At 68.5% G+C, this 14,127-nt stretch carries 13 protein-coding genes and 1 pseudogene; 4 read left to right on the top strand and 10 right to left on the bottom strand.

What is annotated here, in order from left to right; genetic code table 11:
* Positions 1–6: 6 nt before the first annotated feature.
* Both can and ACHMXE_RS14785 read right to left on the bottom strand, forming a co-directional pair.
* Positions 7–735, bottom strand: a complete 729-nt coding sequence (can, locus tag ACHMXE_RS14790; RefSeq protein ID WP_203203033.1) for a carbonate dehydratase — start codon at positions 733–735, stop codon at positions 7–9.
* A 61-nt stretch (positions 736–796) separates the two neighbouring features.
* Positions 797–1,234: a MerR family DNA-binding transcriptional regulator gene (locus tag ACHMXE_RS14785; protein WP_203203034.1), complete on the bottom strand. Its 438-nt coding sequence runs from the start codon at positions 1,232–1,234 to the stop codon at positions 797–799.
* Positions 1,235–1,361: 127 nt separating this feature from the next.
* Here ACHMXE_RS14785 and ACHMXE_RS14780 point away from each other — a divergent pair, with 127 nt between their 5' ends.
* The 4 genes from ACHMXE_RS14780 (at position 1,362) to ACHMXE_RS14765 (ending at position 5,579) form a co-directional block, all read left to right on the top strand.
* Entirely contained in the window at positions 1,362–2,423 is a 1,062-nt protein-coding gene (locus ACHMXE_RS14780) for an MBL fold metallo-hydrolase (RefSeq protein WP_203203035.1), read from the top strand.
* Between the two features lie 65 nt (positions 2,424–2,488).
* A complete protein-coding gene (locus tag ACHMXE_RS14775; RefSeq protein ID WP_395352678.1) occupies positions 2,489–3,778 on the top strand; it encodes a leucine-rich repeat-containing protein kinase family protein in 1,290 nt (429 codons plus the stop codon).
* The gene (locus ACHMXE_RS14770) at positions 3,775–4,707 is read left to right on the top strand and encodes a pseudouridine synthase (RefSeq protein WP_395349919.1); all 933 of its coding nucleotides are present in this window, start codon (positions 3,775–3,777) and stop codon (positions 4,705–4,707) included. Before ACHMXE_RS14775 ends, ACHMXE_RS14770 begins: the two co-directional genes overlap by 4 nt.
* A 95-nt stretch (positions 4,708–4,802) precedes the next feature.
* Positions 4,803–5,579 (top strand): SDR family oxidoreductase, encoded by a 777-nt coding sequence (locus ACHMXE_RS14765; protein WP_395349917.1) that lies wholly within the window; start codon positions 4,803–4,805, stop codon positions 5,577–5,579.
* Positions 5,580–6,327: 748 nt separating this feature from the next.
* On the opposite strand, the pseudogene ACHMXE_RS14760 reads toward ACHMXE_RS14765, so the two are convergent.
* From ACHMXE_RS14760 to glyQ, 8 genes and pseudogenes are all read right to left on the bottom strand, one after another.
* Positions 6,328–7,397, bottom strand: a pseudogene (locus ACHMXE_RS14760) (IS30 family transposase).
* A 123-nt stretch (positions 7,398–7,520) separates the two neighbouring features.
* Positions 7,521–8,525, bottom strand: coding sequence for a M48 family metallopeptidase (locus ACHMXE_RS14755; RefSeq protein WP_395349916.1), 1,005 nt, complete (start codon positions 8,523–8,525; stop codon positions 7,521–7,523).
* 58 nt (positions 8,526–8,583) lie between these two features.
* A complete protein-coding gene (locus tag ACHMXE_RS14750; protein ID WP_057596586.1) occupies positions 8,584–9,375 on the bottom strand; it encodes a 1-acyl-sn-glycerol-3-phosphate acyltransferase in 792 nt (263 codons plus the stop codon).
* A complete protein-coding gene (gene gmhB, locus ACHMXE_RS14745) occupies positions 9,375–9,956 on the bottom strand; it encodes a D-glycero-beta-D-manno-heptose 1,7-bisphosphate 7-phosphatase (protein WP_172705816.1) in 582 nt (193 codons plus the stop codon). The genes ACHMXE_RS14750 and gmhB overlap by 1 nt, the downstream gene beginning before the upstream one ends.
* On the bottom strand, positions 9,953–10,489 hold the full coding sequence (locus ACHMXE_RS14740) for a DUF6036 family nucleotidyltransferase (protein ID WP_395349913.1): 537 nt from the start codon (positions 10,487–10,489) through the stop codon (positions 9,953–9,955). The genes gmhB and ACHMXE_RS14740 overlap by 4 nt, the downstream gene beginning before the upstream one ends.
* Entirely contained in the window at positions 10,486–10,815 is a 330-nt protein-coding gene (locus ACHMXE_RS14735; RefSeq protein ID WP_395349912.1) for a hypothetical protein, read from the bottom strand. Before ACHMXE_RS14735 ends, ACHMXE_RS14740 begins: the two co-directional genes overlap by 4 nt.
* Before the next feature lie 27 nt (positions 10,816–10,842).
* On the bottom strand, positions 10,843–12,975 hold the full coding sequence (gene glyS, locus ACHMXE_RS14730) for a glycine--tRNA ligase subunit beta (protein ID WP_395349911.1): 2,133 nt from the start codon (positions 12,973–12,975) through the stop codon (positions 10,843–10,845).
* 15 nt (positions 12,976–12,990) lie between these two features.
* Positions 12,991–13,899 (bottom strand): glycine--tRNA ligase subunit alpha, encoded by a 909-nt coding sequence (gene glyQ / locus ACHMXE_RS14725; RefSeq protein ID WP_203203041.1) that lies wholly within the window; start codon positions 13,897–13,899, stop codon positions 12,991–12,993.
* Between the last annotated feature and the right edge of the window lie 228 nt (positions 13,900–14,127).

The following is a 14,127-nucleotide window of genomic DNA, read 5'->3' as shown; positions in this document are numbered from 1 at the left end:
CGGCCTTCAGCCGGCGGCGGGCGTCGGCGTCGGTGCCGCGGCGGGCTTGCCCGTGAGCTGGGTCACCAGTTCGCCGGGGCGGCTGTACTTGTGGCGCACGCGCTGCACCGCGGCCTTGTAGAGCGATTCGAGCGACTTGTCGCCTTCCACGCTCATGCCCAGGTCCTGCAGCAGGCCGTCGTGCACGCCGAAGGTCCAGCCGTGGATCGTGACCTTCTGGCCGCGGCTCCAGGCGTCGACCATCACCGTGCTGACGGCCACGTTGACCACCTGCTCGGCGACGTTGAGTTCGCACAGCGCATCGGCGCGCACTTCCTCCGAGAAGCTGTCGAGCATCACGTGGTGGCGGTCGCGCACGTCCTGGATGTGGCGGATCCAGTTGTCGGCCAGGCCGATGCGGGTGCCGTTGAGCGCGGCCTTCACGCCCGCGCAGCCGTAGTGGCCCACCACCATGATGTGCGAGACCTTCAGGTGCTCGACCGCGAACTGGATCGCCGACAGCGCGTTGAGGTCGGAGTGCACCACGATGTTGGCCACGTTGCGGTGCACGAACACCTCGCCGGGCTCGAGGCCGGTGATCTGGTTGGCCGGCACGCGGCTGTCGGAACAGCCGATCCACATGTAGCGCGGCGTCTGCTGCTTGACCAGGCTGGTGAAGAAACCAGGCCGGTCGCGTTCCATCTGCGCGGACCAGGCGCGGTTGTGGGCGAAGAGGTCGTCGAGTGATTCGGACATGCGGGGATTGTCGGTGAGGTGGAGGGGGATTCGGTGCGCCGGCGCCCGGCGCCGGCGGCTCTCAGGCGGCCCTGGCCGGTCGCGGTACCTTGCCGTTGGGCTTGCCGGCGGTTTCGGCCTTCTGCGCGCGCGCCAGCGCCGTCTGGCCCTTCTTTTCGTGAGCACGCACTTCCGCGATATTGGCCTGCAGCTCGGCGAGCTGGCCCTCGAGCTGCGCGCGGTGGGCGCCCAGGATGCTGAGGAAGCGCTCGAGCTGCGGCACGGTGTCGCGCGGGCTGTCGTACATGTCGAGGATGTCCTTGGCCTCGGTCAGGCTCAGGCCCAGGCGCTTGGCGCGCAGCGTGAGCGTGAGCCGGGCCCGGTCGCGCGCGCTGTAGATGCGCTGCAGACCGGCGCGCTCGGGCGTGAGCAGCCCCATGTCCTCGTAGAAGCGGATCGCCCGCGTCGTCAGGTCGAATTCCTTCGCGAGTTGGCTGATGGTGAAGGTTTGCGCTGGCATGGAGGCTGGTTCGAGGGGCACGGAGGGGCGCCGGGACGGGGGCGTTGCGGGGGCGACAGCACATTTGCGCCGCGCTCTCTACAATGGTGCCCTCAACCCATGACGTTTACGTAAACGTCAATCCTACATGAATCTGCTCGAACGCGAACTCCACTACCCCCTCGGCGACACCCTGCCCGCGCCCGGCGAGGCCCTCGAAGTGGCGCCCGGCGTGCGCTGGATCCGCATGCGGCTGCCGTTCGCGCTCGACCACATCAACCTCTGGCTGCTGCGCGACAACTACCGCGGCGTCGAGGGCTGGACCGTGGTCGACTGCTGCATCTCGCGCGACGAGGCGCGGGCGCAGTGGGAGCAGATCTTCGAGACCCAGCTGCAGGGCTTGCCGATCGTGCGCGTGATCGTCACCCACATGCACCCCGACCACATCGGCCTGGCCGACTGGCTGTGCAAGCGCTGGAACGTGCCGCTGTGGATCAGCTCGACCGACTACCACGTGGCGCGCGTGCTGTGCAGCAGCGGCGACACGCTCGCGGGCGGCGAGCATGCCGCGCGCTTCTTCAGCGCGCACGGCCTGGCCAACCCCGAGGCCCTCGACAAGATCCGCGGCCGCACCAACTACTACGCCAACATGGTGCCCTCGGTGCCCGAGAGCTTCGTGCGCATGCTCGACGGCGAGAGCGTCGACATCGGCGGCCATGCCTGGCGCTGCATCAGCGGCTACGGCCACGCGCCCGAGCACATCGCGCTGTACTGCGACGACCTCAAGCTGCTGCTGGGCGGCGACATGATGCTGCCGCGCATCTCGACCAACGTGAGCGTGTACGCGGGCGAGCCCGAGGCGAACGCGCTGCGCCTGTTCCTCGACAGCATCGAGCGCTTCAAGTCGCTGCCCGCCGACACCCTCGGCCTGCCCGCGCACGGCAAGCCCTTCACCGGCATCCACCGCCGCGTCGAGCAGCTGCAGGAGCACCACCGCGACCGCCTGGCCGAGCTGCTCGAGGTCGCGCTGGCGCGGCCGATCACGGCCTTCGAAGGGCTGCCGATCCTGTTCAAGCGCGAACTCGACCTGCACCAGATGACCTTCGCGATGGGCGAGACCGTGGCGCATCTGCACCTGCTCTGGTACTCAGGACAGGTGAAGCGCGAGCTGGGCGCGGACGGCATCTACCGCTTCGGCGCGCTGGCCTGAGTTCCTGCGCGGCATGACATGGCGTGGCGCGGCCGACGGCCGCGCATAGACTCGCGGGCATGAACATGTCGCACACGCTGGCCGATCTGCGCGCGGGCCGGCTGGCCGGCGCCACGCGGCTCGACCTGAGCTGCGGCCTCGAGGAATTTCCGCGCGAGATCCTGGACCTGGCCGACACGCTCGAGGTATTGAACCTCACGGGCAATGCGCTCGAGCGCCTGCCCGACGACCTGGGCCGGCTGCACCGGCTGCGCGTCCTGTTCTGCTCCGACAACCGCTTCACGCGCTTGCCCGAATCGATCGGCGACTGCGCGAGCCTCGACATCGTCGGCTTCAAGGCCAACCGCATCGCCGAGGTGCCGGCCGCGTCGCTCGCGCCCTCGCTGCGCTGGCTGATCCTGACCGACAACGCGATCGAGCGCCTGCCCGACACGCTGGGCGACTGCGCGCGCATGCAGAAGCTGATGCTCGCGGGCAACCGCCTGAACGCCCTGCCCGAGACGCTGGCCGGCTGCACCCGGCTCGAGCTGCTGCGCATCTCCGCCAACCGCTTCGCGGCGCCGCCCGACTGGCTGTGGTCGATGCCGCGGCTGTCGTGGCTGGCCGCCGCCGGCAATGCCTTCGACGCGCGCGACGAGGAGGCCGCGGCGCTCGCGCCCGCGGTGCCTCGCATCGACTGGCACGCGCTGCGGCTGGGCGCGAAGCTCGGCGAGGGCGCCTCGGGCGTGATCCACGAGGCGCTGCTGAACGGGCGGGAGCCGGTCGCGGTCAAGCTCTTCAAGGGGGCCGTCACCAGCGACGGCTGGCCGCGCAGCGAACTCGCGGCCAGCATCGCGGCCGGCGCCCATGCCACCCTGATCGGCGCGCAGGGCCGCATCGACGGCCATCCCGAGGGCACGCAGGGCCTGGTGATGGCGCGCGTGCCGGCGTCGTTCCGCACGCTCGCGGGGCCGCCGAGCCTGGCCTCGTGCACGCGCGACGTCTATGCCGACGACGCCCGCTGGTCCGCCGCCACCGCGTTGCGCATCGCGCGCGACATCGCGGCGGCGATGCGGCACCTGCATGCGCGCGGCCTGGTGCATGGCGACCTCTATGCGCACAACATCCTCTGGCATCCCGAGCAGGGCGCGCGCCTGGGCGACTTCGGCGCCGCCTGGTTCGCCGATGCGCTGCCCGCCGACGCCGCGGCGCGTGCGCGGCAACTGGAGGTGCGCGCCTTCGGCTGCCTGCTCGAGGAACTGGTCGCGCGCTGCGATGAAGCGCCGCTCGCGATGACGGCACTGCGCGATCGCTGCCTGCAGCCCGAGGTGGCCTCGCGGCCCTCGGCTGCGCTGCTCGAAGAGGCCCTCGCATGAGCCGTGGCCGCCTCGCGCGTCCGCCGCTGCCGATGCGCGACGGCGTGAGCGCGAGCTGCGTCGGCCTGCCGACCGAGGACCACTGGCCCACCATCGCCGATTTCCTGATCGCGCGCTTCACCGCCATCGCGCCCGAGGCCTGGATGCGGCGCATCCATGACGGCGAGGTGGTCGACGAGCACGGCGTACCCGTCACGCCCGAGCGCCGCTACCAGGCGCCGCTGCGCGTCTTCTACTACCGCGCGCTCGACACCGAGCCGGCGATCCCGTTCGAGGAGCAGGTGCTGTACCGCGACGAGCACCTGCTGGTGGTCGACAAGCCGCACTTCGTGCCGGTCACGCCCACCGGCAAGTACCTGCACAACAGCCTGCTGGTGCGGCTCAAGCGCAAGCTCGGCATCGAGGCGCTGTCGCCGCTGCACCGCATCGACCGCAGCACCGCGGGCCTGCTGCTGTTCTCGCTGCGGCCCGAGACGCGCGGCGCCTACCAGACCATGTTCGCGCAGCGCACGGTGCACAAAGCGTACGAGGCGATCGTGCCGCTGCCCGGCGGCGAGACCGCCGCGGCCGCGCTGCCGTCGGTCTACCGCAGCCGGCTGGTCGACGACGCGCACTTCATGCAGGTGAAGGAAGCGCCCGGCGAACCCAACTCCGAGACCGGCATCGCGGTGCTGAAGGTCTTCGACGGCCTCGCGCATCTCGCGCTCTCGCCGGTCACGGGCCGGCGGCACCAGCTGCGCGTGCACTGCATGGCGCTGGGCATGCCGATCGTGAACGACCCCTTCTATCCGGTGCTGACGCCGGTCGACAGCGACGACTTCGACCGGCCGCTGCAACTGCTGGCGCGCTCCATCGCCTTCACCGATCCCCTGACCGGCGAGCCGCGCCGCTTCGACAGCCAGCTGCGCCTGCTGCTGGCGCCAAGGTGACGCCCGCGGCGCGACGCCGGCACTAAGCTGCGGCCTCCGGCTGCCCCTGCCCTTCTTCCATCGGGCGGCCTCATGCACACCAGGAGACGCCGCACATGGACACCACCCGACTCTTCTCGCTCCAGGGCCGCACCGCCCTCATCACCGGCGGCTCGCGCGGCATCGGCCGCATGATCGCCGAGGGCTACCTCGCGCAAGGCGCGCGGGTCTACATCTCGGCGCGCAAGGCCGAGGCCTGCGACCAGACGGCGAAGGAGCTGTCGGCCTTCGGGCATTGCGTGTCGCTGCCGGCCGACGTGTCGACGCTCGAAGGGGCGCAGGCGCTGGTCGATGCATTCGCGAAGCACGAGTCGTCGCTGGACATCCTGGTCAACAACGCCGGCGCGGCCTGGGGTGCGCCCTATGGGGAGTTTCCGGAAAGCGGGTGGGACAAGGTGGTCGACCTGAACCTCAAGACGCCGTTCTTCCTGACGCAGGCGTTGACGCCGCTGCTGAAGAAGGCGGCCGCGGGTGGCGATCACCTGGCGAAGGTGATCAACATCGCTTCGATCGACGGGATCTCGGTGAATCCGCAGGAGACCTACTCGTATGCGGCGAGCAAGGCGGGGCTGATCCAGCTCACGCGGCGCATGGCGCTGCGGCTGGCGCAGGACGGGATCGTGGTGAGTGCGATTGCGCCGGGGGCCTTTGCCTCGAGCATGAACAAGGATGCCCGGGACCATGGGGATGAGATCAAGGGGCGGATTCCGGCGGGGCGGATTGGGAAGCCTGAGGATATGGCGGGGGCGGCGATTTATCTGGCTTCGGATGCGGGGGACTATGTGATGGGGTCTACGTTGGTTGTGGATGGGGGGGTGACGCACGCGCGTTGATTTTTGTGCTGCGTTTTTGTTGAGGCTGTTGGCCGGGTCTCGCCCCGGCGGGCGACTCACTTTTCTTGTCTCGCCAAGAAAAGTAAGCAAAAGAAGGCGACCCCACTGTCTGTGTCCCTCCGCTTCGCTGCGGGCAACCTGCGGTGCTCGGGGAAAGCGGGGTCCGCAGAACTCGCTGCACTTCGTTCCGCTCAGACAGCTGCGGCCCTTATCCCGCTTTCCCCTGCGCTCCTCGGCACAGCCAGAGGGGGGTGATTCGGGCCTTTGCTTCGCTCGGCCGTAGATACCTAACAGGCCATCGCTTCGCTCGGCCGTAGATACCTAACAGGCCATCGCTTCGCTCGGCCTTGGGTCTTGCTCCCTCTCCCTCTGGGAGAGGGCTGGGGTGAGGGCTCCGGGCGGTGGATACCGTCGCAACATTGGTGAGGCCCGGCGCCCTCACCCTAACCCTCTCCCAGAGGGAGAGGGGACAAGACAAACACAAGGCCGAGCGAAGCGATGGCCCGAGCGAAATTGCCAGGCCGAGCAAAGCGATGGCCCGAACCGCATTGCAAGGCCGAGCGAAGCAAAGGCCCGACCCACCCCCTCTGGCTGCGCCGAGGAGCGCAGCGTTTCGCGGATCAGGGCTCGCAGCTGTCTGAGCGAAGCGAGTTCTGCGAGACCCCGCGAAACGCGAGCACCGCAGGTTGCCCCGTAGCGCAGCGAAGGGGTCGCAGACAGTGGGTCGCCTTTTCTTTGGTTGGCGGTTTCAAAGACCAAGTGCAACGGTCGGGACAAGGCCTGCTTTGTCCATATAAACGTTGTCGAAGAACACCTCGGCAGGACTGCGCCAGCCGAGTGTCTTGCGAGGCCTCATGTTGAGTTCCCAAGCCATGCCGTCGAGCTCCCGCTGGGAGTACACGCTCAAGTCGGTGCCCTTGGGCAGGTATTGCCGCAGCAAACCGTTGGTGTGTTCGTTGATGCCTCGCTGCCATGGACTGTGCGGGTCGCAGAAGTAGATCTTCAAGCCCGTGTTTTCGGCGAGCTTCTTGTGCAGCGCCATTTCCTTGCCTTGGTCGTAGGTCAGCGTCTGGCGTATTTCCGGGGGCAATGCCGAGAAGGCCAGCGTGAAGCCATTGAGCGCGTCCAGTGCGGTGCTGCCATCGAGTTTGACCAGCATGGCGAACAACGATCTGCGGCATACCAGCGTGCCCACGGCCGAGGCATTTGCCTTGCCCTTGATGAGGTCGCCTTCCCAATGCCCCGGCAGAAGGCGGTCGTTGGCTTCGGCGGGCGCACGTGGATGCTCACAATGTCCTGCAACGATCCGCGCCTGTCCTCGCCCCGGGTTCTCGGTTTGCGGGCCCCTCGTCCCTGGCGCAGCAATACCACCAGTTCGCGACGCAGGTCGCCTTTGGGCATTGCATAGATGGCGGTGTAGATGGTCTCGTGAGAGGCTTGCAATTCTGGCTGTCCGGGATGGCGTTGCCTGAGTTTGGCAGCGATCTGCTCGGGCGAAAGCTTGAGCTCCAGCAGGGTCCTGACTTCGGACCACAAGACACCATCTCGGTGCAGCTTGCGTACTGGCCAGGCCGCACGACGCACCCGCCGCGCTCGCTGGCCAGCTCGGCTCGCGTCGTAGCCTCCAGCGACTCGCGGCCGGCCCATCACACACTGCTCGGACTCGTTCTGGTAACCATTGCGGCGCAGCTCTCGAGTGATGGTGCTCGGCGACCTGCCCAGCACTGCGGCAATGGATCGAGCGCTGTAGCCCTGCACTTTCATGGCCATCACCACTCCACGCTCTTCCGCACTCAACTGCTGATAGGTATTCGCCATGCAACTCCTCTGAATTTGAAGTGTTGCACTTGGTCTTTGAAACCGCCGTTACTTTCTTTTGGCGAAGCAAAAGAAAGTGACTCGCCCGCCGGGGCGAGACCCGGCCAACGGCCTAAACAAAGCTCACCCCCACCGAGGCACAGCCTCATCCTTCAACTGCCGCCTCAACACATCGTAGTCAGGCACGACGCTCTCAACGGTCTCCCAGAACCGATGCGAGTGATCCATCACCCGCAGATGCGCCAACTCATGCGCCACCACATAGTCGATCACCGACAACCGAAAGTGGATCAACCGCCAGTTCAGCCGAATCGACCCATCCGCACTCGCACTCCCCCACCGCGTCGCCGCATTCGACAACGACAGCTTCGCCCACCGCACTCCCAGCAGCGGCGCGAAGTGATCGAGCCGCTCGATGAACAGCTTGCGCGCCTGCCGCATCAGCCAGGCCTGCGCCGCATCGCGAATCTGCGACGGCTCGGCGTTCTGCGCCACGGCCAGCCGCAGCAGCCGCGGACCCGTGCCATCGCCCGCATCGAGCGCCCCGCCCACGCCCTCGAAGCCATGCTTCGGATCGAGCCGCACCACCACCGGTTCGCCGAGGAAGGGAAAGCCCGCGCCGTCCTTCCAGTCGATGCGCGTGGCCTCGACGCGCGCGTGGCGCTGTTGCGTCTCGGCGAGCTTGCGCAGGATCCAATCGCTCTTCTCGCGAACGGCGGCATCGACATCGCGCAGCGCGACCCAGCGCGGCGCGCGCACCGACAGGCCTTCGGCGCCGACGACGAAGCCGATGGTGCGGCGCTTGCCGCGCTTGAATTCGTAGGCGACGCGCGCCGCGCCCAGCATCAGCTCGCGCGAGGCCTGCGGATGCACGAAGCTCGCGGGCGTCAGGGTGTCGGCCAGCGGCACGGCCGGACGCGTGTCCTCGACCAGCGGCACCGGGGTGGTGGGCACGGCCACCACCGGCGGCTCCGCGAAGGGCAGCGCATCGGGCACGAGGCTGCCAAGCTGACGCGCGCGCGGCCGCGCAGGTCCCGGGCTCTTGCGGGCGCGCGACACGGCGGGCGGCGGCGCAGCCGCGGCGCCATCGCCGAACAGGTCCAGCGCCAGCTGCATCAGCTCCCGCATGCGTGATTCACGATGATGGACGACAAGGAAGGGACGGCCGCCGAAGACGCGCGCGCCCTCAACCCACCTTCTCGACCGCGGCGCCGCCGGCCACGCCACCGGTGGCATCGGCATCGCGGTACGCCTCGGGATCGAGGCGATGCATCTCGGCCTCGATCCAGGCCTCGACCTCGCGCATCAACTCGTCGGGCTTGCGGCCCGCGCTCGAGATCGGCACGCCGATCGACACGTCGACCACGCCGGAGCGCTTGATGAAGGCCTTGCGCGGCCAGACCTTCGCCGAGGTCACGGCGATCGGGATCACGGGCACGCCGGTCTCGCAGGCCAGGCGCGTGCCGCCGCTCTTGTAGGTGCCCTTCTGGCCGCGCGGAATGCGCGTGCCCTCGGGGAACATGATGATCCAGATGCCCTGCGCGAGCAGCTTGCGACCCTGGCTCACCACCTTGTTGAAGGCCTGGGCGCGCTGGCTGCGGTCGATGTGGATCATGTCGAGCCGGCCCATGGCCCAGCCGAAGAAGGGCACGTAGAGCAGTTCCTTCTTGAACACGTAGGCCAGCGGATGCGGCATCAGCGTGGGCATCAGGAAGGTCTCGAGCGTGGACTGGTGCTTGACCAGCAGGATCGCGCCGGCGAGCTTGTCGGCCGGCAGGTTCTCCATGCCGCTCACGCGCAGCCGGATGCCCAGCAGCGCACGCGCGCCGCTGCCGACGGCCCAGGAGAGCCAGCGCGCCGCCATCCAGTACAGCGGTATGCCGCGCATCCAGATCGAGCACACCAGCATGATGATCGCCCAGGGGACGACGGTGACGAACATCCACAGCGCGTGGAGAACGGAACGGAGCAACGCCATCAAAGAGCCACCTGCATGGATTCGGCCCGCGCCTCGCGCGCGAGCAAAAAGTCGACGAAAGCGGCGAGGTCTTCGTGCACCCTCGTGTCCGCCGGATATTCGGGAGGCAGCGGATCGAAGCCGCGGCAGGCCGCGCCCATGCCGGTCAGCAGCAGGTGCGGTTCGCAGCCGGCGGCCGCGCCGGCCTGCAGGTCGCGCAGGCTGTCCCCCGCGGTGGGCACGCCGGCCAGGTCGATGCCGAAGCGGTCGCCGATCTGCTGGAACAGGCCCGGCTTGGGCTTGCGGCATTCGCAGTCCTCGTCGGGGCTGTGCGGGCAATAGAACACCGCATCGACGCGCCCGCCCACGGCCGCGAGCATCTTGTGCATCTTGGCGTGCATCGCATTGAGCGAGGCCATGTCGAACAGGCCGCGCCCCAGGCCCGACTGGTTCGAAGCGATCACCACGTGCCAGCCCGCATGGTTGAGCCGCGCCACGGCCTCGAGCGCACCGGGCAGCGGCGTCCACTCGGTGTCGCTCTTCACGAAGTCTTCGCGGTGCACGTTGATCGTGCCGTTGCGGTCGAGGATCACGAGTTTCATGGAGGTGTTCCTTCCGACTCCAGCTTGCGCCGCTTCACCCAGGCGACCAGATGCGGCAGCGGGTACTTCGCCGCGTCCAGCATGCCGATGCGCTGCACCAGCGTGTCGAGCGATACCAGGTCCTGCTTCAACAGCTCGCGAACGAAATCGACGTCCTTCTCTCGACCGGCCACGCACTTGGAAACGACCAGGTCGTGCAGTTCCGGGCAGATGGCCGTGATCTCGCCGACGTAGTGCAGGCTGGCGCGACTCATCCAGTCGCCGGGCATGACGGCGGTCTCGGGCCCGACACCGTCGGCGAAATAACCGAAGGTCTCGTGAAAGCTCGAGTGCATGCCGATCGCCCCGTCGATCAGGTCGGCGCGTTCCGGATGCAGTGCGGGATAGAGATCGATTTCGCGCGACACCAGCAGCGACTCGGGCGGTTGATCGAGCAGCAGCAGCACGGCCTGACTGCCGACGACCACAAAAGAACTTTCTTTCGAGATCGCCGCGGAAGCGCGCAACACGTGCTGCAGTTCTTCGAGCTTCATGGGGTCGCGGCCTGCTCGCGCGCCTGCTTGAGCAATGCCATTCGTTCGACCTGCGAGACGAGACCGCCGAGCGGAGACACGCTGCGCATTAGCTGTCCATGCTCGGACTCGACGAGCACGGCATCTTCGAGCACGCCGACATCGCCGGCGAGAAGACGCTCCCACTCGTCCCACAGCACGTCGGAGCGCGTGGGGCCCGACTGCTGGCGCCAGCGTTCGAGGGTGCGGCGGGCCTGCTCGCGCAACGCGGGCTTCTGGCGCAGCGCCGCCACCGCCCGCTGGTGCAGGGCGAGGGAGAACTGATCCAGTTGCTGTTGCCGGTTCATGCGCGATCGATTATCGAGCGACGGTCTTCAGACAGCCAGCCGCTCGAGCTGCGCCACGCGGTTCATCGCGGCATGCAGCGACATCAGCAGCCCCAGCCGGTTGAGCCGCAGGTCGGCCTGCTCGGCATTGACCATCACGTCGGTGAAGAAGGCATCGACCGGCTCGCGCAGCGCGGCCAGGGTCTGCAGCGAACCGGTGTAGTCGCCCGCGTCGAACTGGGCGTTGGCGGCGGGCACCACCTGCGCCATGGCGGCGTGCAGCGCCTTCTCGGCGGGCTCCTGCAGCAGCAGCTCGCTGACGTGGGCGTCGGCCTCGGGGGCCTTCTTGAGGATGTTGCCGATGCGCTTGTTGGCCGCGGCCAGAGCGGCGGCGGCGGGCAGCACGGCGAAGGCGCGCACGGCCGCGAGCAGCTGGGGCACCTGGCCCAGGCGCTGCGGGCGCGGGGCCAGCACGGCGTCGACTTCCTGCGCGCTGGCGCCCTGCTCGCGCAGGCTGCCGGCGAGCCGGTCGAGGATGAAGTCCTGCAGCTCGACGGTGGCCTTGGAGGCATCGAAGCCCGCGATGTCCTGGAACTGCGCGGCGGCCTCGGCCAGCAGCGCGTCGAGGTCCAGCGGCAGGTTCTTCTCGATCAGCATGCGCAGGGTGCCGAGCGCATGGCGGCGCAGCGCGAACGGATCGCGGTCGCCGGTGGGCAGGTTGCCGATGCCGAACATGCCGACCAGGGTCTCGAGCTTGTCGGCCAGCGCGACCACCACGCCCACGCTGTTGCGCGGCAGCTCGTCGCCCGCGAAGCGCGGCTTGTAGTGGTCCTCGATGGCGTCGGCCACGGCCGCGTCGAGGCCGTCGTGCAGCGCGTAGTAGCGGCCCATGGTGCCCTGCAGCTCGGGGAACTCGCCGACCATGTCGGTCACGAGGTCGGCCTTGGCCAGCTGGGCGGCCTGCACGGCCTGGCGCGCGACCTCGGCATGGCCGAGCTTGTCGGCGATGGCGCGCGCGATGCGCATCACGCGCTCCACGCGCTCGCCCTGGGTGCCGAGCTTGTTGTGATAGACCACCTTGCCCAGCGACGCGACGCGCGAGGCCAGCGTCTTCTTGCGGTCCTGGTCGAAGAAGAACTTGGCGTCGGCCAGGCGCGGGCGCACCACGCGCTCGTTGCCGCCGATGACGGCACTGGCGTCGGCGGGGCTGATGTTGCTGACGACCAGGAACCGGTTGGTGAGCCTGCTCGAGGCATCGAGCAGCGGGAAGTACTTCTGGTTCGCCTTCATCGTGAGGATCAGGCATTCCTGCGGCACCTCGAGGAACTCGCGCTCGAAGCTGCAGACCAGCACGTTGGGCCGTTCGACCAGCGCCGTGACCTCGTCGAGCAGCGCGTCGTCGTGGATCGGCACCGAGCCGCCACCGACCTGGACCGCGGCCGCGGCAAGCTGGCGCGCGATCTCGGCGCGGCGCGCCTCGAAGCTCGCGATCACCGCGCCCTCGTCGTGCAGCTGCAGCGCATAGCTGTCGGCGTTGCGCAGCACCACCGGGTCGACCGCGGCTTCGAAGCGGTGGCCATGGGTTTCGCGGCCGGCCTGCAGGCCCAGCGCCTCGATCGCCACCACGGCATCGCCGTGCAGCGCGACCAGGCCATGCGCGGGGCGCACGAAGCTCACGCTGCTCCAGCCCGGCAGCTCGCAGCCGCTCTCGAGCTGGTAGCTCATGACCTTGGGGATCGGCAGCTTGGCGATGGCTTCGGCCAGTGCCTTCTGCAGGCCTTCGGCCAGCGTGGCGCCCTTGGCGGTGCTCTCGTAGAACAGGGCTTCGGCCTTGCCGTCCATGGCGCGCTTGAGGCCGGGCACGGCCGAGGCGTCGGCGCCGAGCGCACCCAGGCGCTTGAGCAGCGCGGGCGTGGGCTGGCCCGAGGCATCGAGCCCCACGGCCACGGGCATCAGCTTCTGCGAGACGGCCTTGTCGGCGGCGCGCTCGGCCACGTGCGTGAGGTGCGCGGCCAGGCGGCGCGGCGAGGCGAAGGGCGTGAGCACCGAGCCGGCCTCGGCCAGGCCCTGGGCCACGAGCTGATCGCGCAGCACGCCCGCGAAGGCCTCGCCGAGCTTCTTCAGCGCCTTCGGCGGCAGTTCTTCGACAAACAGTTCAACCAGCAGGGAGGTCTTGTTCATGGGGGTCGTCATCGCTCAGGCGGCCTTCTTCGGTGCGATCTGCGCGACCCATTCGCGCGGTGCCATCGGGAAGCCCAGCCGTTCCCGGCTGTCGTAGTAGCTCTGCGCCACGCTGCGCGCGAGGTTGCGGATGCGGCCGATGTAGGCCGCGCGTTCGGTCACGCTGATCGCGCCGCGCGCGTCGAGCAGGTTGAAGCTGTGCGCGGCCTTGAGCACCTGCTCGTAGGCCGGCAGCGCGAGCTGCTCGGCCATCAGGTGCTTGGCCTGCTTCTCGTGCGCGGCGAAGGCGGTGAACAGGAACTCGGCATCGGAATGCTCGAAGTTGTAGGTCGACTGCTCGACTTCGTTCTGCTTGTAGACGTCGCCGTAGCTCAGGCCCTCGGTCCACACGAGGTTGTAGACGTTGTCCACGCCCTGCAGGTACATCGCGAGGCGCTCGAGGCCGTAGGTGATCTCGCCGGTGATCGGCTTGCAGTCGATGCCGCCGACCTGCTGGAAGTAGGTGAACTGCGTCACCTCCATGCCGTTGAGCCAGACCTCCCAGCCCAGGCCCCAGGCGCCGAGCGTGGGGTTCTCCCAGTCGTCCTCGACGAAGCGGATGTCGTTCTTCTTGAGGTCGAAGCCCAGCGCCTCGAGGCTGCCGAGGTAGAGCTCGAGGATGTTCGCGGGCGCGGGCTTGAGCACGACCTGGTACTGGTAGTAGTGCTGCAGGCGGTTCGGGTTCTCGCCGTAGCGGCCGTCCTTGGGGCGGCGGCTGGGCTGCACGTAGGCGGCCTTCCAGGGCTCGGGGCCGAGCGCGCGCAGGAAGGTGGCGGTGTGCGAGGTGCCCGCGCCCACTTCCATGTCGTACGGTTGCAGCAGCGCGCAGCCCTTGTCGGCCCAGTACGACTGCAATTTGAGAATGATTTGCTGGAAGGTCAACATGAAGGGTGCCGGCCGGCGCGGCCGGGCGTTGGACGAAAGCGCGGCGGTGCGCCGCGAAAGCCCGCGATTTTACGGGCGGAGGGCAACTCTCCCACAGCGGGTCGGGAAGGCGCCTGCCACGGACGTGGCGCGGGCCATGCGACAAACCAGGGTCTGCGCTGCCCATCGTCTTCCGAGGGTCGCGCGGCCGGCGCTTTTTCACCCGGCCTGCCTGTCCAATCCCTCCCA

This window comes from Variovorax sp. UC122_21, assembly GCF_044056785.1.
Classification (GTDB): domain Bacteria; phylum Pseudomonadota; class Gammaproteobacteria; order Burkholderiales; family Burkholderiaceae_C; genus Variovorax.
Note: the sequence above shows the minus strand (reverse complement) of the source record. Positions and strands in the feature narration are given on the sequence as shown.